This window comes from Streptomyces collinus, from assembly GCF_031348265.1.
In the GTDB taxonomy this organism is placed as follows: domain Bacteria; phylum Actinomycetota; class Actinomycetes; order Streptomycetales; family Streptomycetaceae; genus Streptomyces; species Streptomyces collinus.
In genome coordinates this window covers 8,613,283-8,632,877 of sequence record NZ_CP133771.1, presented here as the reverse complement: position 1 = coordinate 8,632,877, position 19,595 = coordinate 8,613,283, and the positions used below count along the sequence as shown (strand labels likewise).

The window sequence follows — 19,595 nt, the reverse complement described above, 5'->3', positions numbered from 1 at the left end:
CGGGTGGCTGGATGCTTCAGGGCCCGCCGGGTCGATGGGGTGCCCTGCGGCCGCCGCCTGGCGTCACTGCCCGCCGTTGCCCGCGATGGCCAGGGCGGTGCGGGTGGCCGCGGGTTCGTGTTCGGGGGCGATGTCCGCCAGCACACTCAGAGCCGTGCGCGCCAGATGACGGGCGACCACGCGTGCGGCTTCGGCCGGATCGCTGCTCCGCAGTGCATCGAGGAGTGCCTCGTGCTCCGCGTACGCCTTGCTCCATGAGGCGGGCGCGCCCAGCTGAGCCAGGCGGATGTAGCGCTCGCTGTGTTCGCCGAGCGAGGCGATCATGCGCTGCAGGTGAGGCTCGACGGCCTGGGTGGCGATGCTGTGGAACTCGTGGTGGGCCGCGTGCCACTCCTCCGGCTGGTCGTCGACCGTCAGGCCCCGCATCCGCTTCAGGGCGTCGCTCATGCGCTCGATGTCCTCGGCCGTGAACGACTTGGCCGTCATGCTCACCGCGAGCGTTTCGAGCATGATGCGGGCCCCGTAGACGGCGTCCAGGTCCTCGGGGTCCACCGACCGCACCCGGGCGCGCTGGTCGGGGCGCGCGTCGATGAGCCCTTCTTCCTGGAGCAGCCGGAACGCCTCGCGCATGGGTGTGCGGCTGACACCCAGCTTGCGTGCCATCTCGGCCTGGAGCAGCACCGATCCCGGAGGCAACTCGCCGTTGAGGATCATGGCGCGCAGCCGTCCATGGACGTCGAGAGCCAGGCGGCGCCCGCCCGCGGCGGCCGCGGGGCCCTCACCCGACGGCGCCCCGGCCTGCGCCTCGGTCTCGTCGCCGGCCGGCCGCTGTTCCTGAGGGGACTCGCTTCTGCTCCTGCTCACGCCGGGAGTCTACCCAGGTGTATGCAGCCGATGCAGAGACGCCCGGCAACTCCAGGGTGAGAGCTGATGTGTCTGTCATCGGCCCGCTTCGGACGGGGAATGACTGTATCCACCTGTAGGAGCCGGTGAGCCTGGCGCCTGGCCGTGCCATGGGCCCTGGCGCTCATCGCTCCAGGACGAGGGCGATGCCCTGTCCCACGCCGAACGGGAGGAACGCCGGCCTCTTCAGCGCCCTGCGGAAGGCCTGATCTCTTGAGGCGGCTGCCGCCGAGCTGGAACGAGCCCGACCCCTACAGCATCCGCTCGTCCGCGGTCGTGCCTCCAGCATGGCGCACCGGGCCGTGGCCTCAGCAGTGGCGACGGCCCGGTGCGCCAGTGATCAGGAACGACGTCCGAGCAGGCCGAGAACGCCTTCTCGGACGGACAACGCGCATTCGGCGACCGGTGATGCGGGCGCGACAAGCGCGCTGTGCGGTCAGTGCGCCGTCTCGGCCATGTCGCAGGTGTGGCACACCACCCTGCGTGCCGGGATACGGCCGTACGAAGCACCCATGCCGACCTGGCGGGCGACCTGTGCCTGACGTACGCGGGCGTGGTTCTCGCAGGCGGCCAAGCCGCAGCGCGAACACACACCGATGCCCGTGGTGTCGCTGCGCGCCTCCTGGAGGCAGTCGTAGCACCTCATGTCCAACTCCGATCTCAGCAGGGGCCGGATGTGGAGGCCAACCAAAAATGAATAAACCCACCCAGGCCACGCACACCCACTCAAGGACTTGAAAAGTAGACTCCACTTTAGACTTTGTCAAGACTGAGACTTGGTCGTGACTGCATGCCCAGTGCGCGATGCGGTGAAGCAGCTCGACCTGACTGCCAGTTGGTTTTCGCTGTTCAGGCGGAGTCGCCCGTTGAACGTCGGCATGCAACGTCACAGTGGCGAGCGGGGCTTGGACACTTCACGCACACCGGCATGGCCTCATGCTGTTCGGTGCGTGCTCTCCGTCCGCCCCGGGAACGTACGGTCCGACGGCTTCGCGGACCCGGTCGCCGATGCGGGCGTGCCACTGCGCCAACTCGCCAGGGGTGCCGGCCCGGAGACCGGAGAGGATGACGAGCAGGGCCGATGCGCCCATCGGCCAGTCGTCGAAGCCCACCGCCGCCCCTCCCTCGCCCGGCCGGCCGGACCGAAGGAAGACACGCAGCAAGTCGGCGCTTTCTGCGGCACGTTCGGCCGCGTGCTGGCACGCATAGTCGGCGGGCATGGGTTCTTCACCGCCGCGTCAGGGTTGTCGGCCTACCTCACCGGAAGCATACGCTGAAAGTGTATGCACATAAGAACTTCACCCGGGTGCCGTCCCTCACTAAGGAGGATGCAGCCGTCCCACCCGTATGTGTATGCAGCTTCCGAGTCGACACGCACGATCGGCTTCCCGAACGACCGAAAACATGGCATAGACCTTTCCGCGATCGGTGGTTAGGCTCTGCCGCGCGCACCACGAGAGCGCTCTCAGGCTCTGCTGTTCCACCCCACTCTGCTGGAACAACGAAGGGGCATCCCTTGAGACGCACCACAGCTCTGCGTACCGCACTGTCCGCGCTCCTCCTGCTCGGCACCTGGACCGCCGCGGGCGCCCTGCCCGCTTCGGCGGCGGACACTCCCGCACGCTCCACCCAAGCACCCGCCTCCCCCGCTCTCCTGTCCGCGATGCAGCGCGACTTGGGGCTGACCCGGGACGAGGCCGAGGCACGCCTGGCCGCCGAGAAAGCCGCGGCAGCCGTCGAACGCGAGGCCCGCAGCGCCGCCGGTTCTTCCTACGGCGGCTCGTGGTTCGACGCCGGCCGCGGCGAACTCACTGTCGCCGTCACACGGGCCGCGCGGGCCGAGGCCGTACGCGCGACCGGAGCGGCCGTACGCCTCGTGCGGTACGACGCGCGGCAGCTCGACGCGGCCATGAAGAGGATCGACGCGCTGTCCGCGCCTGCCGGCGTGGGCAGTTGGCACGTGGATCCGCAGGCCAACAAGGTCGTCGTCAACGTCGTCGCCGGGAACCGGGACGACAACGATGTCCGGGCCTTTCTGGCCCGGGCCCGTGAGGCGGGTCCCGTGGCGGTGCGGCAGACTCCCGCCGCGCCGCGTACCTTCGCCGCCGGCACCGTGGGCGGTGACCCCTACTACACCGGCAACGTCCGCTGCTCCATTGGCTTCTCCGTGCACGGCGGCTTCGTCACCGCCGGGCACTGCGGCTCGCCGAGCGCGGCCGTGTACGGCTGGGACCGGTCCTACATCGGCAACTTCCAGGGGTCGTCGTTCCCTGGCAACGACTACGCGTGGGTGAACGTGGGCAGCGGCTGGTGGACCGTACCGGTGGTGCTCGGCTGGGGCACCGTTCCCGACCGGCTCGTCCGCGGCTCCGCCGAGGCCCCGGTGGGAGCCTCCGTCTGCCGTTCGGGCTCCACCACCCACTGGCACTGCGGCACCGTCCTGGCGAAGAACGAGACGGTGAACTACAGCCAGGGTGCCGTCCACCAGATGACCAAGACCAGCGTCTGCGCCCAACCCGGTGACTCCGGCGGCTCCTTCATCAGCGGCGACCAGGCCCAGGGGGTCACCTCCGGCGGCTGGGGCAACTGCAGCAGCGGCGGCGAGACCTGGCACCAGCCCGTCAACGAGATCCTCAACAGGTACGGGCTTCGGCTGCACACCGCCTGACCACTGAGCGGCACACCGTGCGGGGGACGTGCTGTCCGGCGGACAGCACGTCCCCCGCATCATCGGCCTTCGCCGTCGTAGCCGACGAATCCGTGCCGCCCCGAGGCCACGCCCTAGGTGGCACGGTCGCCCCGTATGCCCTGGAACACGGCGCCGTCCCCGGTCACTTGGGTGCGTCCGGCGGTGGGTACCCGGACCTGTGCCGTGGTGTTGGGCGGGAGCCCGACGTCGAGCCGGAACCGGCCCTTCTCGCGGACCCACCGGGCGGACACCACGCCGTACGGGGGTGTGGTAGCTGCCCTCGGCACGGGTGAGCCCGCCGACCGGACGGGGGTCGATCACCAGCTCGCGGTAACCGGCCTTGCCCGGTGCCTGGCGGATGCCGACCAGACCGCTGTGGAACCATTCCTCTATCTGCAGCAGGATCATGTGGTTCTTGGAATTGCCCATGTCCCACTGTTCGGGGACGGTCGTCAAGCCGTGGGGATTGGCCGTGGTCGGGGCCATGAAGTAGCCGTAGCCGGGGCGGGTGTCCTCCTGGAGGACGTCCCAGAGGACGTCGTCGCGGCCGCCCGCGTGCAGGGCCCTGACGATGGGGGCAAGGCCGATGGTGCCCCCGCTGAAGTGGGGGCCGCCCCCGAACGGCCGGTGGGCGTGGACGAGTTCGACCAGCGCGTCCAGGACCCTCCCGCGTTGCCCCTCGGGAACCAGGCCCTCGTCCAGCGCGAGCGCCTGGGCGGCCTGCGTCGCCCCGGTACCACCCCGGCTGCCGACGGCGGTGTACCGGCCGAGCCCCGGGTTATAGAAGGCGTCGTTAAGGACGTCCCTGACGGTGGCGGCGAGGCTGCGGTACTCGGACGCGTCGGCGTCACGCCTTGAAACGTTTCAAGCTCTGGCGCGATCGAGTTCGGTCTGCTCGGCGCCGTACGGCCGCCGGGCGGGTTCCGCGTCTGGGGATGTGGTCGGGGACCGAGGTCGGATGCCCCGGGCCCCGCTGTGTGGGTAACGTTTCCCACAAGGTGTTGCCAGACCCTAGAGACAGCCCCGCATGACGTCAAGATGCCGCGCACGCTGCGCACCTGTGACGAACGATCAGGGTCCGATCCCCGACGCCGGCTCGGGACGATCACGCCGCCGCCTTACCGAGCCGGGGCTCGATCCGTACACTCACCGGCAACGTTCCCCACGCACCGGGAGGCGCCGCCATGGAGTCGACGACGGCGGTCTCCAAGGTGCTGCGCAACGCCTACGGAGCCAGCCCCGAGATGCGCGCGAAGGTGCGCCGGACGATCGACGAACTGGGCTACCGGCCGCTCGCGGCCGCCCGGGGCCTGCGCGGCCAGACGTACACCATCGGCGTGATGCTGCCCGACATCCGCAACCCGTTCTTCCCCGAGATCCTCGACGGGATCACCGGCCGGCTCGCGGACACCGACTACCAGGTCTTCCTGGGGCCCGGCGGGTGCAATGACGAGAAGGCGGAGGCACGTGTCACCGAGGCCATGATCGACCGTGGGATGGACGGCATCGTTCTGATCGCCCCCGTGTCGTCGCGCGCCCGTCTCGAGCACATCGCCACCGCCGTGCCGACCGTCGTGGTCGGCCGCCACGGGCACTCCTCGGTCTACGACACCGTGACGGACGACGACGTGGCGGGTGCGGCCGTGCTCGTCGGTCACCTCACCGGCCTCGGACACCGCCGGATCGCCCACATCGAGCACCACGAAACCGACCCGACCCGCATCGAGGAGATGCCCAACGCCCAGCGCGCCGACGGTTATCGGCGCGCCATGCGGGCCCACGGTCTCGCGGAGGAGATCGACGTCGTCTCCACCAGCTACACCCAGCAGGGCGGGTACGAGGGCGCCAGACAGCTGCTCGCGCGGCCCAACCGCCCCACGGCCGTCTTCGCCGGCGCGGACATCGTTGCCATGGGGGTGCTGGAGGCCTTCGCCGAAGCCGGGGTGTCGGTGCCGGACGACATCTCGGTGGCCGGCTACGACAACACGACCTTCGCCTCCTTCGGCCCGATCTCCCTCACGAGCGTCGACCAGTCGGGCCACGAGATCGGCGCCAACGCCGCGCGCCTCCTCGTGGAGCGGATCGCCGACCGCCTGAAGTCCCCGGTGCAGATCAAGCTGTCACCCACGCTGGTGCCGCGGCGGACCACCGCTCGTCCTCCGGCGTGAACCGACCTCCTCCGGTGTGAACCGACCTCCTCCGGTGTGAACCGCTCCTCCCCCGGGGTGAGAGGGCGCGCCGGGGGGGAGCCTCATTCGGCCTGTGCCGACTCTCCCAGGAGCCTGCGCAGCCAGCGCAGTTTGGCGGCGCGGGCGTCCACGGAGAGGGCCGCTTCGGGTACCAGGCTGTCGAACCTGTGGAAGCCGCCCGGCTACACGTGCATTCGGCGGTGCCGCCCGCCTGCCAGATACGGCTCGCGTAGGTGACGTCCTCGTCGCGGAAGGTCTCCGCAGAACCCAACGCGCGCTGTGCTGGCAAGCGTCCGGTCCCTCGGCTTCCTCAAGGGCCGCAGCCCGGCCGCGGAGATCGAAGAGAAGGGATACTTCGATGCCGACGGGCACCGGATGAGTCCCGCGCTCGTTGAGGACATCGCCGGTCTCGACGTGTACGGGCGTTCCGCGCCCTACCGGGGACCGGTCCAGATCCTGCACGGCGACAAGGACGACATCGCCCCGCCGGCCTACGTACGCCGCCGCTACCTGGATCACTACGACGGCATCGCCGAACTCGAGATCGTCGAGGGCGCGGACCACGCCTGGGGCACGGTCCCGCACCGCACCACGCTGCACCAGTCCACGCTGCGATTCCTCCGGAGGCACCTGCAGTCATGACCACCCCGAGTTTCGAGGCATCCCCCACGACGGACACCGCGACGAAGGTCACCGCACTGCGCACCGCGGACGACTCCGGTCTCGTCGCCACCCCGCTTCCCGAACCCCGTCTGTCATGGTCACTGACCGGCGACCGGCCGGGCGTCCTGCAGCACGCCTACGAGGTGCAGGTGGCGGCCGACCGGTCCTTCACCGGCGCGGTGTCCAGCGGCGAGGTCGAGTCCGGCGCGGTGACCGATCACCCGTGGCCGGCCGGGCCCCTGGGCAGCCGCGAGGTCCGGCACTGGCGCGTCCGCGTCCGCACCGACGTCGGGTGGACGCAGTGGAGCCAACCCGCCCGGGTGGAGGCCGCGTTGCTCGACGCCGGGGACTGGACGGCCCGCCCCGTCCATGTGCCCAGTGACCGGGGCCGCACCTCCCCCGGCCCGGTGCCGCTGCTCCGCCGGGAGTTCGACCTCCCGGCGGAGCCGGTGTCCGCCCGGCTGTACGTCACCTCGCTGGGCGTCCACCGCACCGGCGTCAACGGCCGGCCCGTCTCCGGCGAACTCCTGGAACCAGGCTGGACCAGCTACCCCAACCGGCTCCTCTACGCCACCTACGACGTCACCGGTCTGCTCTCCCCCGGCCGCAACGCCCTGTCCGCCGCCGTCGGCGACGGCTGGTACCGAGGCCATCTCACCTGGCACAAGAACCGCGACGTCTACGGCGACACCTCCGCACTGCTCGCCCAGCTGGAAGTCACCCTCGCCGACGGCGGCACGGTCACCGTCGTCACCGACGACCGGTGGCGCGGCGGGTACGGCGGCCTGCTGGCGGCGGACCTGTACGACGGCTGCGCACGCGACCTCCGCCAGGAGCCGCACGGCTGGCGGCTGCCCGGCTTCGACGACCGCGACTGGGAGCGGGCCGCCGTACTGCCCCTGCCCGCCGGGCTGACGCAGCGGGCCCACCCGCCGGTACGGGTCGTCCAGGTCATCCGGCCGGAGCTGAGCACCCTGCCCGACGGCACGATCGCCGTCGACGCGGGCGAGAACGTCACCGGCGTGCTCCGGCTCCGCGCCGACGGCCCGGCCGGCGGCACGGTCACCGTCCGGCACGCCGAGGTCCTCGACGACGACGGCCGGCTGCTGACCGGCATCCTGCGCGGCGCACGGGCCACCGACGAGTACACCCTGTCCGGCGGCACGGCCGAGCTGGAGCCGGAGTTCACCTTCCACGGCTTCCGGCACGCCGAGATCGACGCCTCCCCGGGCGTCACCGTCGAGCACGTCGAAGTCGCCGTCATGGCCGGCGACCTGCGCCGCATCGGCGAGTTCCACTGCTCCGACGACCGTGTGAACGCGTTGTACGCCAACGTCGTCCGCTCCCAGCGCGGTAACTTCCTCGCCGTCCCCACGGACTGCCCGCAACGCGACGAACGGCTCGGCTGGACGGGCGACATCATGGCCTTCGCCCCGACGGCCTGCGCCACGTTCGACAGTCGGTCCTTCCTCGACAGCTGGCTCACCGACCTCGGCATCGAGCAACGGCCGGACGGCGCGGTGCCGCTGGTGATTCCCGACGTGGACCTCGGTGAACTGCCTCCCATGGACCTGCCCTTCGCGGGCACCACCGCGGGCTGGGGCGATGCGGCCACCGTCGTACCGACCGCTCTGTTCGACGCCTACGGCCACCGCAGCCTGCTGGGCCGCCACTACGCCACGATGCGCGCTTGGGTCGACTTCACCGCCGGCCGTCTCGACGACGACGGGACCTGGAGCGGCAACGCGCAGCTCGGGGACTGGCTGGACCCGGCCGCCCCACCGGAGGACCCGGCGCGCGCCACCACCGACTCCGCCTACGTGGCCACCGCCTTCGTCGCGCACAGCGCCCGGCTGCTCGCCGACGCGGCCCGTGAACTGGGCCGTTCCGACGACGCCGAACGGTACGCGGAGCTGCACCGGCGTACCGCCGAGGCCGCCTGGCGGAAGTGGGGCGGCCACGCCCGCACCACCCAGACCGGGTGCGCGCTCGCGCTCGAATTCGGCATCGCGCCCGCCGCGGAACGGGCCGCGGTCGGTGAGTCCCTCGCCGCCCTGGTCCGTGCCAACGACGGGCGTATCGCCACCGGGTTCCTCGGCACCCCCTTCGTCCTGCCGGCCCTGTCCGGCAGTGGTCACACCGCGGAGGCGTACCGGCTGCTGCTCAACACCGAGTGTCCGGGCTGGCTCTATCAGGTGGAGCGCGGCGCCACCACCATGTGGGAGCGGTGGGACGCGATCCGGCCCGACGGCACCATCGACACCGAGAAGGCCGGGACGATGCTGTCGTTCAACCACTACGCCTACGGCGCGGTCGCCGCCTGGCTCTACGGCTCCGTCGCCGGTCTGCGGGCGACCTCGCCGGGCTACCGCACCATCGAGATCGCGCCACGCCCCGGGTCTGCGCTCACCTCGGCGAGCGCCTCGATCGCCACCCCCTACGGAACGGTGTCCGTGGCCTGGTCGGTCAGGGGGGACACGCTCACGGTGGACGCCGAGCTGCCGCCGGGCACGACCGGACGGTTCCTCCCGCCCGAGGGCCTGCATTCCGCGCAGCCGGTCACCGGCCTCGGGTCCGGACGCCACCGCCTGGTCCTGCGCGGCTGACGGCGGGAGGAGGAGACGCACCAGAGACGGCAGTCTCCTGCGACGGCTTGGAGAGTCGGCGCGACGCCGTGCGCCGTCAGCCTCGCGGCGGCGCCGTGCTGCCCCGGACCGTCAGCGTCGTCGCGATCTCCCGCCCGGCCTGGGGCGCCTGTTCGCCGCGACCGAGGGGGAGCGCCAGTTCCGTCGGACCTGCCGCGCGGTCCGTTCCGCGGAGTCGGTGCGTCCTGGCCGCGCCCGCCGTCCTACTTGATCCGGATCTCGGCGAGCTGGAGGCGGTAGCGGGTCGGTTCGTCGGCGGCCGGACTGCCGAGCTGGCGCGCACGCGCAGGTAGCGTCCGTTCGCGGCGGTGAGCGTGTAGGTCTGTGCGGCTCCGTCGGGGTTGTTCTGGCCGGTGACCGTGCGCACGGTGCTGTAGGAGGCCGAGCCGTCACCGCGGGTCTGCAGGGTGAAGTCGACCGGGAAGTCGGCGCTTCCGCCGCCCGCCGCAGGCGTGTCGCCGCGCGGGTGGAGGGTGACCGCGCCGATCGGCCGGTCGGCGCCGAGGTCGACCTCGATCCACACCGGCGTGTCACCGACGTCGGCCGAGGAGAAGTCGATGCTCGTGAAGCCCTTGGAGCCGGCCACGCTCGTGGTGGTGCCGTCGAGCACCCGGGTCTTGCCCCAGTCGCCGTTCTCCAGCGTGTAGTTGCTGGTGACGGTCGTCGCGGCGGTGGGGACGGTGAGTTCGGCGAGCTGGAGGCGGTACTTGGTCGTCTCGTCGGACGCGGGCGTGCCGAGCCTGGTCACCTCCAGGCGCACGTGGCGGGCGGTGACCGTCCTGAATCCGTACGTCTGCACGAGTCCGTCGGGGTTCGGCTGGCCGGTGACGGTGCGGACGGTGGTGTACGTGCCCGAGCCGTCGGGGCGGGTCCGGATCGTGAAGTCGGCCGGGAAGCCCGGGGTTCCGCCACCCGCCGCCGGGGTGTCGGTGCGGGGGAAGAGGCGTACGGCGTCGAGGTCCGTGTCGGCCCCGAGGTCGATCTCCACCCACACGGGGTCGGCGCTGACGTCGGCGGAGGCGAACTCGTTGCTGGTGTATCCCTTCGCCCCCGTGACGCCGCGGAGCCGGCCGTCGGTGAGGCGGTCTCTCCCCCAGTCACCGTTCTCCAGGCTGTTGTTGCCGGTGACCGGACGGCCCAGGGCCAGGTCGTCGAGACGGCCCGTGCCCGTCGCGGTGAACGTCCAGGTCCCCGGCTGGACGGTGAAGTAGACGTACGAGGCGTCCTTGCCCGCGGGGCTCAGACCGCTGACGCCGCCGGTGGAGGAGCCCCCGGTGAAGACCGTGGTGCCGTTCGCCCTGATGACCGGCTGGGAGCCGCCGTAGACGGGCACGCCCACGCGGGCGGTCGTCCCGTTCGGCGAGGTCAGGGTGAGGGTCGCCCGGGTGCCGTCGCGCACGATGCCGAAGCGGATGTCTCCCTTGTCCGTGGGCGTCACCGTGTTGATCCTCGTGAGGGTGCCCGTCTGCGGGACGACCTCGTACCGCGTCCAGCCCGGCTCGGTGGGGCGGACGCCGGCCGTGTACGCGGACAGCGCGTACAGCGGGCCGCCGTTCCAGGCGTGGTTGTCGGTGCCGTCGGCCTTGGTCCACAGCTCCCAGAGCGTGTGGCAGGCGGGGTCGGCGACCTGGGCGGCGAAGCGGTTGCGCATGCGTTCCTCGGCGACGCCGGCCGCACCCATGAGATACAGCGCTTCAAGGACGTAGAACTCCATGTAGGGGCTGGCGTTGAGGTGGGTGCGCAGCACCTCGGTGACTGCCCGGTGACGGGAGGCGGGGGCGAGGCCGGCGACGACGGCGAGCGCGTTGGCGCGGTCGTCGGTGTCCTTGGTGTAGCCGGGTGAGCGGTATTCGTTCCGCGATCCGTTCCACAGAACGCGGTCGAAGTTGGCTCCGATGCTGTCGCGCCGGGCCTTCCACGCGGCCACGTCCGCGGAGTTGCCGCTGAGGTCGGCCAGTTTGGCTGCGGTGTCCAGGGCCAGGTAGTACCAGCAGTTGTCCACGACACGGGCGTCGATGTCGGAGCCCAAGTCCTCCCAGTCCCAGTCCCCGGCGCGGTGATCGACCAGGCCGTCGCCGTCCAGGGTCCACAGATTCAGGTACCTCTTCACCGCCGGGTAGGCGACGGTGACGGCGTCGGTGTCGCCGGTGTAGAGGTAGTAGGTCCAGAAGGACCAGACCGAGGCGAGCATCTGGACGGGCAGTTCGGCGGTCCAGATGATCGTCGGGACCGGGGAGTACAGTGCCCCGCTGTCCTTCTGCCAGGCGGCCAGCTGGGCGATGGCGGAGAATGGAAAACGTTACCCGCGAGCCCGCCCCGGCCCCCTGGAGCGTCCGCCCGCCTCCCTGCCGCAACGGCCCGCCCGGTCCGTATGCCCCCTGGCAGCGACCGAGGCTCTCGACCCCGGTGAACCGTGGTTACGTTCGCGCTGCACCACTCCGGGCTGCTCTTGCCGGGCCGGCCCTGGGCGCCGACGCCGGTCAGCAGGTCTGTGGGATGTCACTGTCCTGATCGGCCGGGTGGAGCAGTTCGATGACGCGTTCCTCGTACCGGACACGGGCCGGGGAGAAGTCGTACGGCATCTTGCCGATGGCCTCCAGTGTGCCCATCGTCGCCTCGGCCTCTTCCTCGCCGTCGTGCTCGTCGTGCCGGTCCAGGAGGTCGTCGAGGGCCTCGCCCAGGCCGGATCTGTCGATGGTGGCCACCAAGGCGATCTCATGAGCACACCGCTGGACGGCCAGGTCTTCGATGCGGGGGTCGTCAGGGGACACGGTGTCGTCCAGGGCCGACTCGGCCTCGGCCAGGCGGTCCTCCTCGGCCCGCAGCTCGGGGTGGGTGGCCAGGACGATGAACCGGTCGGCCTGCACGGCGGCGCCCACCGGGCCGAAGACACGCTCCGTGACCAGGAGGGTATCGAGATCGGCCGAGCGCAGGGCCCCGGGCGGCAGATCGCGCAGGCGACCGCTGACCAGCGGTGAGAGCAGGCCCAGGGGGCTGCCCGCCTCGCGGAGGCGGTGCACGGCGGTCCGCTGGGCTTCGATGGCGGCCGCCTTGGAGGCGAGGGTTTCCTCCAGCCGGGCCAGGGACTGCTCGATGCCGGTGGTGCCCTCAAAGCCGGCCCGGATGTCGTCCAGGGAGATACCCGCATCAGCCATCTCGCGGATCCACAGCAGGCGGATCATGTCGTCGTATCCGTAGCGGCGGCGGTCATCACTGCCGCGTTCCGGCTCGGCGAGCAGCCCGATGGCGTGGTAGTGACGGATGGCGCGGGGTGTGGTCCGTGCGAACGCGGCGGCATCGCCGATCTTGACCCGGCGGGGAATCGGAGGAAGGGGCATGCGAGGGAACCTCTCAGTGTCGTGCCGCCCACTGGACCACATGCCGTTACGGCACGTGCAAACCCCGCTGCCGCGAGCGTGCCGGTCGCTCCCGCAACCATCAAGGTCGTACGGACCGCTGCACGGGCAGAGAAGACGTCCCGGATGAGCAGACTCGGGAACAGAGCACGGGTGGGGAATTCAATCGACGAGTGCCGACAGGGCGGCAGCGTCCATGGTCACAGACGAGTCGTGAACGGGCCGTCGGGCAGTTTCCGCGGCCGGCCGCGGTCGGCCACTGCGGCAGCGGCTCGCGTCCTCGGCGTGACCGCGTCCGCGCCCCGGGGGGCACACGTCAGGCGGTGACGTCGGCCTCTGGGTCCGGCACCGCCATGGCCCAGGTGCCCATGGCTTCCAGGACATCGCGCAGCCCCTCGCCGAGAGGGGTCAGCGCGTACTCGACGCGCGGCGGGACCTCCGCATACGTCGTGCGGGTGACGATGCCGTGCCGCTCGAACTGGCGCAGCCGGCTGGTCAGGGTGTGCGGGCTGATGCCGGGCAGGGCCTCACGCAGCTGATTGAAGCGGTGAGGCCCGTGCAGCAGTTCGCGCACGATCAGGGTGGCCCACGGGCCGTTGAGCAGCGTGAGGAACCGGGCGACGCCGCATTCGGGGAGACAGGGAGCAGTCACAATTTTTGACCGTAGTCCATTAGTGCAGTTGATGTAACCGGTGCATCGCATGCACTAATGGCGTCATGACTTACGTGATTCACGGCGCCACCGGCGCCCAGGGTGCCCCCGTCGTCGCCGCTCTCGCCGCCGCGGGCCAGTCCGTGACCGCTCTGACCCGGAACGCCGACGTCGTCGTGGCCGGCGCGCAGCGCGTCGTAGCCGCCGACTACGGCTCCACCGCGGAACTGACCGAGGCGTACCGCGGCGCTGACGGGGTGTTCGTGCACCTGCCGGTGGTCTCCGAAGAGGACCGCCGGGACTACGCGCGCAACATCGTCGCCGCCGTCCGCGCGGCCCGCCCGGCCCGAGTGGTGTTCTCCGCCGGCGGCGCCCCGATCGACCCCGAAACCGGCGGCGCGGCCGCAGCCCTGGCCGGCGGCCTGGCGGAGACCGGAGTGCCCCATGCGGTGATCACTCCCACGCTCTTCCTGGAGAACCTGCTCATGCCCTACGTTCTCGACACGGTCCGCGAGCGAGGCGCGCTGCCCTACCCGATCCGTGCCGGCTTCCCGGTCTCCTGGGCGTCGCACCTGGACATCGCCGATGCCGTCGTCGCTCTGTTCGACCGCCCGGACATCACCGGCGTGGTCTCCGTCGGCCAGTACCCGGCGATCACCGGCCCGGACCTGGCCGAGGCGTTCGGCGCCCACTTCGGCAAGGACGTGGTCTTCGAGCAGATCACCCCCGAGCAGTTCCGCAGCTCCGTCGCACCCCTGATCGGCGAGGGCCCGGCTGCGGACGTGGCCGGAGCCTACGCCGCCATGAGCGCGCTTCCGGACCGCTCGATCACGCCCGAGAACTCCGCCCAGAAGCTGCTCGGCATCACCCCCCGGACGACCGGACAGTGGCTGACCGACATGGGCCTGTGACCGCATTCCCTACCGGCCGTCATGAGGCGGCGGTCGTCCGGCCGTTGACACTGGCATGGGTGAACCGGAACCTGGCCGCCGGCGAGAGGGTCGTCGGGGCGGAGGTGCTGCACGGAGGCATCACCGCCGAAGTGCTGAAGCTGACCGCCGGCACGGCGGACGGCGTCACCCGTGACCTGGTGCTGCGGAGCTTCACCGACCGGTTCTGCGAGGTGCAGGCCGAGGACTGGCTGGAGCGGGAGGCCGGTGCCCTGGGCCTGCTGTCGGGGACCGGGGTGCCGGCCCCCGGCCTGGTCGCGGTTGATCCGACCGGCGCGCATGGCGAGTACCCATCGCTCCTCATGACCCATCTGGCGGGCCGGGTGGTCCTCGACGCTGAGGGGCTGGAGACACGAATCCCTCTGCTGGCCCGTCAGCTCGTGGCGATCCACGCGGTACGGCCCGCCGAACAGCCCCGGGGGTACGTGGCGTTGACGACCGCCGAGACCGTCGTGGTTCCCAGGGGAGCCGACGCGGCGGTATGGGCCGCGGCGATCGACGTGATCCGTAGGCCCGCGCCGCCCCGTCGTGGGCGATTCCTGCACCGGGACTTCCACCCCGGCAACGTGCTGTTCGACGTGCCGCCCTCAGGGTCGAAAGAGGCCCGGATCGTCGGTGTCGTCGACTGGGCGGCGGCCTCCTGGGGTCCGGCGGATCTCGATGTGGCGCACTGCGCGACCAATCTCGCGCTGCTGCACGGTCCCGCGTGGGGCCTGCGATTCGCCGAGGCGTACGAGGAGGCCGGCGGGTTGCTGGCAGAGGCCGCGAGCGAGCGGCTGTACTGGCAGGTCCGGGACGCGCTGGCGTGCTCGGAAGAAGTGCGGTCGGTGGCACAGCCGTGGCGGGAGGCAGGAAGGGTGGAACTGACGACGCGAGCCGTGGAGGAACGGCTGGATGCCTACGTCACCGCCCTGCTGGAGACGCTGGGCTGAGTGCGAAGAGCCCGGAGACACACAGGACCGCGGCTTCCGGCGCTCCCTCGGCCCGGCCGTAATCCACTTGCCCTGGTCGCGAGTTGGCGTTGCACTGTGGCCAGACACCCGGCCCGGCCGTAATCCACTTGCCCTGGTCGCGAGTTGACGTTGCACTGTGGCCAGACACCACAAGCCGTGGTGCCGGTATCCCGGGGAGGCAGCGGCAGCGATGGAAATCCGTCCCACGACCGACGAGGATCTCGACGTCTTCGTCGACACACTCCATGCCGCGTTCGGGCTCTTCCCGGAGACCCCGGTCGAGGGCGGCGGGCTCTGGTGGTCGGCGCTCGAAATGGACCGCTGCCTCCTCGCCGTCGCGGCGGACGGGCGGCCCGTCGGGACCGCCGCCACGCATTCCTTCGAACTCACCCTGCCCGGTGAGACCCTCGTCCCGGCCCCCGGGGTGACCGCCGTCGGCGTCCTGCCCTCGCACCGGCGTCAGGGTGTGCTCAGCGCGATGATGCGGCACCAGCTCACCGAGCTGCGGGACCGCGGGGAGATGCTCTCCGTGCTGCTGGCCTCCGAGGCCCTGATCTACGGCAGGTTCGGATACGGGCCGGCGGCCTATACGGCGCAGCTGAAGGTACCGCGCCACAGGGCCGCCCTCGCGGCTCCCCGGGCGGGCGGAGTGACCGAAGGAGCAGCGACCGGCTCGGTCGAGGTACTGCGCAGGGACGGGTGCGGCGAGATCCTGGAGGAGGTCTACGACCGCTACCGCCGCGCCCAGCCCGGGGCGCTGTCCCGACCGCACCGCTGGTGGGCCTTGCGCGCGGGACAGCCGCCGATATCACCGGCACAGCGCTACGTCGCCGTCCACCGGGACACCGACGGCGTCCCGGACGGGTACGCCAGCTACTCCATCGAGTCCGGCACCCTGACGGTCGACGAGACGATCGCCACCGAGGACGCCGTCTTCACGGCCCTGGCCCGGTTCGTACTCGAACACGACCTTGTGTCTCAGGTGGTGTTCAAGCACGTCCCGTCCGGTCACCCGCTGCGCTGGCAGTTGGCGGACTTCCGGGCCGGCGAGGTCAGCGGCGACATGGACTGGCTCTGGGTGCGGCTCCTGGACGTCCCGCGTGCGCTGACCGCGCGTGGCTGGTTCGCGGACGGCGAGCTGGTCCTCGACGTCGACGACCCGTTCCTCGGCGAACACCACCGCTACTTGCTGACCGTCCGGGACGGCAAGGCCGACTGCGTCCCGACGGACCGGGAACCGGACCTGTCTGCGGACATCCGCGACTTGGGCTCCATCTACCTCGGCGGCACCGCCCCGAGCACGCTCGCCCGGGCCGGACACATCCGGGTCCATCACCCGGGCGCAGCCGCCCTCGCCGACGCACTCTTCCACGCCGAGCGCTCCCCGCACTGCCTGCACTGGTTCTGACCGCCCCCAGCCCCCCAACACGTCTCGCCCGTCGGCTGCTCGGTCGGTCCATCGGCCGGCGGAAGCAGTGGCGGAGCTCGCCCCCCTTCCAGAAATCCGGCCCGGCGCGGTCAGTCGCCTTGTTCCGCGCCGATCAGGACGAACGCCATCGTGGCGGGCCGGTCACTGCGGTTGCGCCAAGCGTGGCGGGTGCCGTTCTGGATCACGACGTCGCCTGCCGAGAGCGATGTGCAGTGGCCGTCGTCGAGTTCGAGGACGAGCTCGCCCTGCAGCACGATGCCGTAGTCCACGGTCGGGGTGGCGTGCATGCCGTCGGGTTCGATGAGTTCGGCGATGCCGGGCGAGTCGGCCCGCTGCTCCCGGTCGAAGGCGGCGGGGTCGAACGCCGGGTCGGCAAACGCGGATTCCGGCGGGAAGGTCAAGACGATGAACCGCGTGCCGCCGGGCGCGGGCAGCAGACTGGTGATGTCCGGGGTGGGGTCCTCCCCTGCCCGGGTGGCCTTTTCGCCCGGCTCGGTGGCCCACGGCAGCCGGGACACCCAGCCCGGCAGGCTGGCGAACTCCCGGCTCCGCGGGACAGGGCCGTCGCTGACGACGATCGACCTGCCGCTCCCGTCATGGCCGGTGACGACTCTGCGCATGTGTCTCTCCTCGGCCGGGTCGGTCGGACCCGGCACATCGGTCGGGTCAGTCGAACGGGGTGCCGACGGGTTCGGCCGGGGCCGGCAGGGCGGTCTCCCAGGCGTCCACGACGTCCGCCATCGTGGCGGCCGGTGTCCGCAACAGGGCCGTCGCCGCTGTGCGTACGAACTGCCGGTGCCGGTCGTCCGTGAGGTACTCCACCGGGGACTTGCCGTCCACCCGCGCCAGCAACAGCGCCGGGAGCAGCGTCGCGGCCCGCTTCTCGACGGCGGATCGCGGCTCCCAGTCGACACAGCGGGCGTACGCCTCGGCCAATGCCCGGGCGGAGCACAGGAGTTCGCCGCGACGTCCGGGCACCACCAGGCTCTTGAGCAGGAGATGGTTGACGCAGAAGGCGACGTCGAAGGCCGGGTCCCCGTACCAGGCGCACTCGGCGTCCAGCAGCACGGGACCCGACGGGCCGAAGAGGATGTTCTTGGGGCTGACGTCACCGTGCACCAGGGCAGTGTGGGTGGCGGCCGTGCGGTCGGCGAGGCTTCGGAGGGTGTCGGCGAGGGAGGGGTGTGCGGCCGCGGTGGCGAGCAGGTACGGCTCGATGCGCAGCGCGTGGAAGTTGTCGTCGGTGGCGAACTCCTCCGCGAGGGCGGCGTCGCCCGCGCTCGCCGCGTGCAGGGCGCCGAGGAGTGCCCCGACGGCCGCCGCGGTCGTCACCCGCACCTCGCCCGCCAGCAGCTGAGCCTTCCAGACCGGGTACCGCTCGGGCGGCAGGTACTCCATCGCGAACAGGCCGGCTCCGGGGTCGTGGGCCAGCAGGCCCGGGACGCTGTCCGGGCGGTGCCGGGACGCGAACCGCATCCAGGCCCATTCGTAGGCGTTGCGCGACACCGGTGCCTGCCAGTCCGCCGACACCTTCAGTTTGGCCAGGGCGCGTTTGACGCAGAGGGAGCGTCCGGGCAGGTCCACCCGCCACAGGTCGGACGAGACGCCGCCGGCCAGCGGCGTCCAGCGAGCGGTTTCGCCCGGTTCGGCGAGGCACTGGGTGATCAGGAAGTCCGTCAGCCCGGTGCCGGGCCCGGGGGCCGCACTCATCTGCGCGGGGCTCGCGTTCATCGCGGGTCACCCGACCCGGCGGGCAGGTCACGAGGGGTGTTGCAGGCGTGGGCCGGTGTCTCGCCCGCGAGGATCCGTACGACTTCCTCGGCGGCGCGGCGGCGCAGCTCGATGACCGACGCGTCCGAGGAGAAGGCGACGTGCGGGGTGAGGAGCGCCCCGGGCTGTGCCGACAGGCCGGCGGGGACGTCGGGCTCGGTCTCCAGGACATCGAAGGCCGCGCCGTCCAGGTGCCCGCTGTCGAGCGCCTTGATCACCGCGTCGGTGTCGACGAGGCCGCCCCGGCTGACGTTGACCAGCAGACCGCCCGGCCGCATCAGCGCCAGCTGTTCGCTTCCGATGATGTGGTGAGTGGCGGGCGTGAGCGGCACGTGCAGGATCACCACGTCGCTTCGGCGCAGCAGTTCCTCCAGGCCGGTCATCTCCACTCCGGGCACGTCCTGCGGCGGGTGCGGGTCGTGGGCCAGGATCCGGCAGCCGAACGCGCCGAGCCTGCGTGCCGTGGCGCGTCCGATCCGCCCGAAGCCGACGATGCCGCAGGTCAGTGTCGACTGCCGGCGCAGCCGGGCACTCGCCGGGTCCCAGCGGCCCGCCCGGACCTCGCGGTCGAAGACGGCCAGACCGCGTGTCCAGGCCAGGACCATGCCGACGGCGTGATCGGAGACCTCCTCGACGCAGTAGTCCGGCACGTTGGTGACCCACACGCCCCGCTCGGTGGCCGCGTCCACGGCGATGTTGTCCAGGCCCACTCCGAGGCGGGCCACGACACGGAGATCCGGTGAGGTCCCGATCGCGGTGCCGGAGACCGGCGCCCAGCAGGTCAGGATGCCGGCAGGGCGGTGCTGGGCGACCAGCTTCTCGATCGCCCCGGCGGAGGAGGGCTCGGCGGGGCCGGTCACCAGGGTGTGGCCCGCCTTCTCGATGACCGACCGCTCGACCGAGTCGTCGGGCCAGGCGTAGTCGGTGAGCAGCACGGTGCCGGGGCGGCTCGGTGGTTTCATGGCAGGTCGTCCTCGCAGAATCGTGCGGCCGCAGCGGACGGCCGGGCGTCCCGCCCGGTCGCGTCCGGTCAGCAGGTTTGATCGTCATCCGGCACGGCGGCCGAAGTCACGCCCGATCGGGCCTTCGGTCGCCGTGGGTGGGGTGGAGAGGTTCGCAGGGCTCGGGTGGGCTGCCGGCGCTCGCCGACTTGTGGTCGGTCGGGGCGGCGCGCCACGTCACGGGTACGGGTCACGAGATGCCGGGGCACGTCGTATCACTCTGTCATAGCCACGTGGTGCTAACGATAGCACTGGCTCGCTTCCTTGCGTCAAGAGCGAGGCATGAACCCGGGTCAGGCGCGAGACATGTCCGTGTGCCGAGCGCGAGACAGGAACCCGGACGCCGGCGCCCCCGGAAAGGTGTGTCCGGCATCGAAAGATCCGGTTACCAGAGG

At 71.4% G+C, this 19,595-nt stretch carries 16 protein-coding genes and 2 pseudogenes; 7 read left to right on the top strand and 11 right to left on the bottom strand.

The genetic code is table 11. The annotated features are described in order from the left end of the window. Positions 1–63: 63 nt before the first annotated feature. Both RFN52_RS38975 and RFN52_RS38970 read right to left on the bottom strand, forming a co-directional pair. Complete coding sequence (locus RFN52_RS38975; protein ID WP_184853615.1) at positions 64–864, bottom strand: GntR family transcriptional regulator; 801 nt, start codon at positions 862–864, stop codon at positions 64–66. A 475-nt stretch (positions 865–1,339) separates the two neighbouring features. Continuing rightward, positions 1,340–1,549, bottom strand: coding sequence for a DUF2180 family protein (locus tag RFN52_RS38970; protein WP_184853614.1), 210 nt, complete (start codon positions 1,547–1,549; stop codon positions 1,340–1,342). A gap of 870 nt (positions 1,550–2,419) precedes the next feature. Here RFN52_RS38970 and RFN52_RS38965 point away from each other — a divergent pair. Continuing rightward, complete coding sequence (locus RFN52_RS38965; RefSeq protein ID WP_184853613.1) at positions 2,420–3,571, top strand: S1 family peptidase; 1,152 nt, start codon at positions 2,420–2,422, stop codon at positions 3,569–3,571. 113 nt (positions 3,572–3,684) lie between these two features. On the opposite strand, the gene RFN52_RS38960 is transcribed toward RFN52_RS38965, so the two are convergent. Both RFN52_RS38960 and RFN52_RS38955 read right to left on the bottom strand, forming a co-directional pair. After that, positions 3,685–3,879 carry an alpha-L-rhamnosidase C-terminal domain-containing protein gene (locus tag RFN52_RS38960; RefSeq protein ID WP_311241171.1) on the bottom strand — a complete coding sequence of 65 codons (195 nt, stop codon included), beginning with the start codon at positions 3,877–3,879 and terminating at the stop codon, positions 3,685–3,687. Between the two features lie 145 nt (positions 3,880–4,024). After that, positions 4,025–4,387, bottom strand: a pseudogene (locus RFN52_RS38955) (alpha-L-rhamnosidase-related protein); the annotation flags it as partial. A 389-nt stretch (positions 4,388–4,776) separates the two neighbouring features. Between RFN52_RS38955 and RFN52_RS38950 the strand changes: the two are divergent. Continuing rightward, positions 4,777–5,760 carry a LacI family DNA-binding transcriptional regulator gene (locus RFN52_RS38950; protein ID WP_184853612.1) on the top strand — a complete coding sequence of 328 codons (984 nt, stop codon included), beginning with the start codon at positions 4,777–4,779 and terminating at the stop codon, positions 5,758–5,760. 83 nt (positions 5,761–5,843) lie between these two features. Here RFN52_RS38950 and RFN52_RS38945 read toward each other — a convergent pair. After that, positions 5,844–6,079, bottom strand: a pseudogene (locus RFN52_RS38945) (alpha/beta hydrolase); the annotation flags it as partial. Between RFN52_RS38945 and RFN52_RS38940 the strand changes: the two are divergent. Next, positions 6,061–6,423, top strand: coding sequence for an alpha/beta fold hydrolase (locus RFN52_RS38940; protein ID WP_311241170.1), 363 nt, complete (start codon positions 6,061–6,063; stop codon positions 6,421–6,423). The pseudogene RFN52_RS38945 and the gene RFN52_RS38940 overlap by 19 nt on opposite strands. Then, the gene (locus RFN52_RS38935; RefSeq protein ID WP_184853611.1) at positions 6,420–9,050 is read left to right on the top strand and encodes a family 78 glycoside hydrolase catalytic domain; all 2,631 of its coding nucleotides are present in this window, start codon (positions 6,420–6,422) and stop codon (positions 9,048–9,050) included. Before RFN52_RS38940 ends, RFN52_RS38935 begins: the two co-directional genes overlap by 4 nt. Positions 9,051–9,126: 76 nt before the next feature. On the opposite strand, the gene RFN52_RS38930 is transcribed toward RFN52_RS38935, so the two are convergent. The 3 genes from RFN52_RS38930 to RFN52_RS38920 all read right to left on the bottom strand — a co-directional run bounded on the left by RFN52_RS38930 (position 9,127) and on the right by RFN52_RS38920 (position 13,097). Further along, positions 9,127–11,310: a galactose-binding domain-containing protein gene (locus RFN52_RS38930; protein ID WP_374050232.1), complete on the bottom strand. Its 2,184-nt coding sequence runs from the start codon at positions 11,308–11,310 to the stop codon at positions 9,127–9,129. A gap of 259 nt (positions 11,311–11,569) precedes the next feature. Next, complete coding sequence (locus RFN52_RS38925) at positions 11,570–12,427, bottom strand: MerR family transcriptional regulator (RefSeq protein ID WP_184853610.1); 858 nt, start codon at positions 12,425–12,427, stop codon at positions 11,570–11,572. 334 nt (positions 12,428–12,761) lie between these two features. Further along, positions 12,762–13,097 (bottom strand): winged helix-turn-helix transcriptional regulator, encoded by a 336-nt coding sequence (locus RFN52_RS38920; protein WP_184853609.1) that lies wholly within the window; start codon positions 13,095–13,097, stop codon positions 12,762–12,764. Between the two features lie 65 nt (positions 13,098–13,162). On the opposite strand from RFN52_RS38920, the gene RFN52_RS38915 reads away from it, so the two are divergent. The 3 genes from RFN52_RS38915 (at position 13,163) to RFN52_RS38905 (ending at position 16,408) form a co-directional block, all read left to right on the top strand. Continuing rightward, the gene (locus RFN52_RS38915; protein WP_184853608.1) at positions 13,163–14,008 is read left to right on the top strand and encodes an NmrA family NAD(P)-binding protein; all 846 of its coding nucleotides are present in this window, start codon (positions 13,163–13,165) and stop codon (positions 14,006–14,008) included. 59 nt (positions 14,009–14,067) lie between these two features. Continuing rightward, positions 14,068–14,979 carry a phosphotransferase family protein gene (locus tag RFN52_RS38910; protein WP_184853607.1) on the top strand — a complete coding sequence of 304 codons (912 nt, stop codon included), beginning with the start codon at positions 14,068–14,070 and terminating at the stop codon, positions 14,977–14,979. Positions 14,980–15,190: 211 nt separating this feature from the next. Beyond that, positions 15,191–16,408, top strand: coding sequence for a GNAT family N-acetyltransferase (locus RFN52_RS38905; protein WP_184853606.1), 1,218 nt, complete (start codon positions 15,191–15,193; stop codon positions 16,406–16,408). A 110-nt stretch (positions 16,409–16,518) separates the two neighbouring features. Here the strand turns inward: RFN52_RS38905 and RFN52_RS38900 are convergent, their stop codons facing one another. The 3 genes from RFN52_RS38900 to RFN52_RS38890 are packed head-to-tail and all read right to left on the bottom strand — an operon-like array spanning position 16,519 to position 19,161. Further along, positions 16,519–17,049: a cupin domain-containing protein gene (locus RFN52_RS38900; protein ID WP_184853605.1), complete on the bottom strand. Its 531-nt coding sequence runs from the start codon at positions 17,047–17,049 to the stop codon at positions 16,519–16,521. Positions 17,050–17,095: 46 nt separating this feature from the next. Next, positions 17,096–18,160: a phosphotransferase family protein gene (locus tag RFN52_RS38895; protein ID WP_311241169.1), complete on the bottom strand. Its 1,065-nt coding sequence runs from the start codon at positions 18,158–18,160 to the stop codon at positions 17,096–17,098. Then, on the bottom strand, positions 18,157–19,161 hold the full coding sequence (locus RFN52_RS38890) for a C-terminal binding protein (RefSeq protein WP_184853604.1): 1,005 nt from the start codon (positions 19,159–19,161) through the stop codon (positions 18,157–18,159). Before RFN52_RS38890 ends, RFN52_RS38895 begins: the two co-directional genes overlap by 4 nt. Between the last annotated feature and the right edge of the window lie 434 nt (positions 19,162–19,595).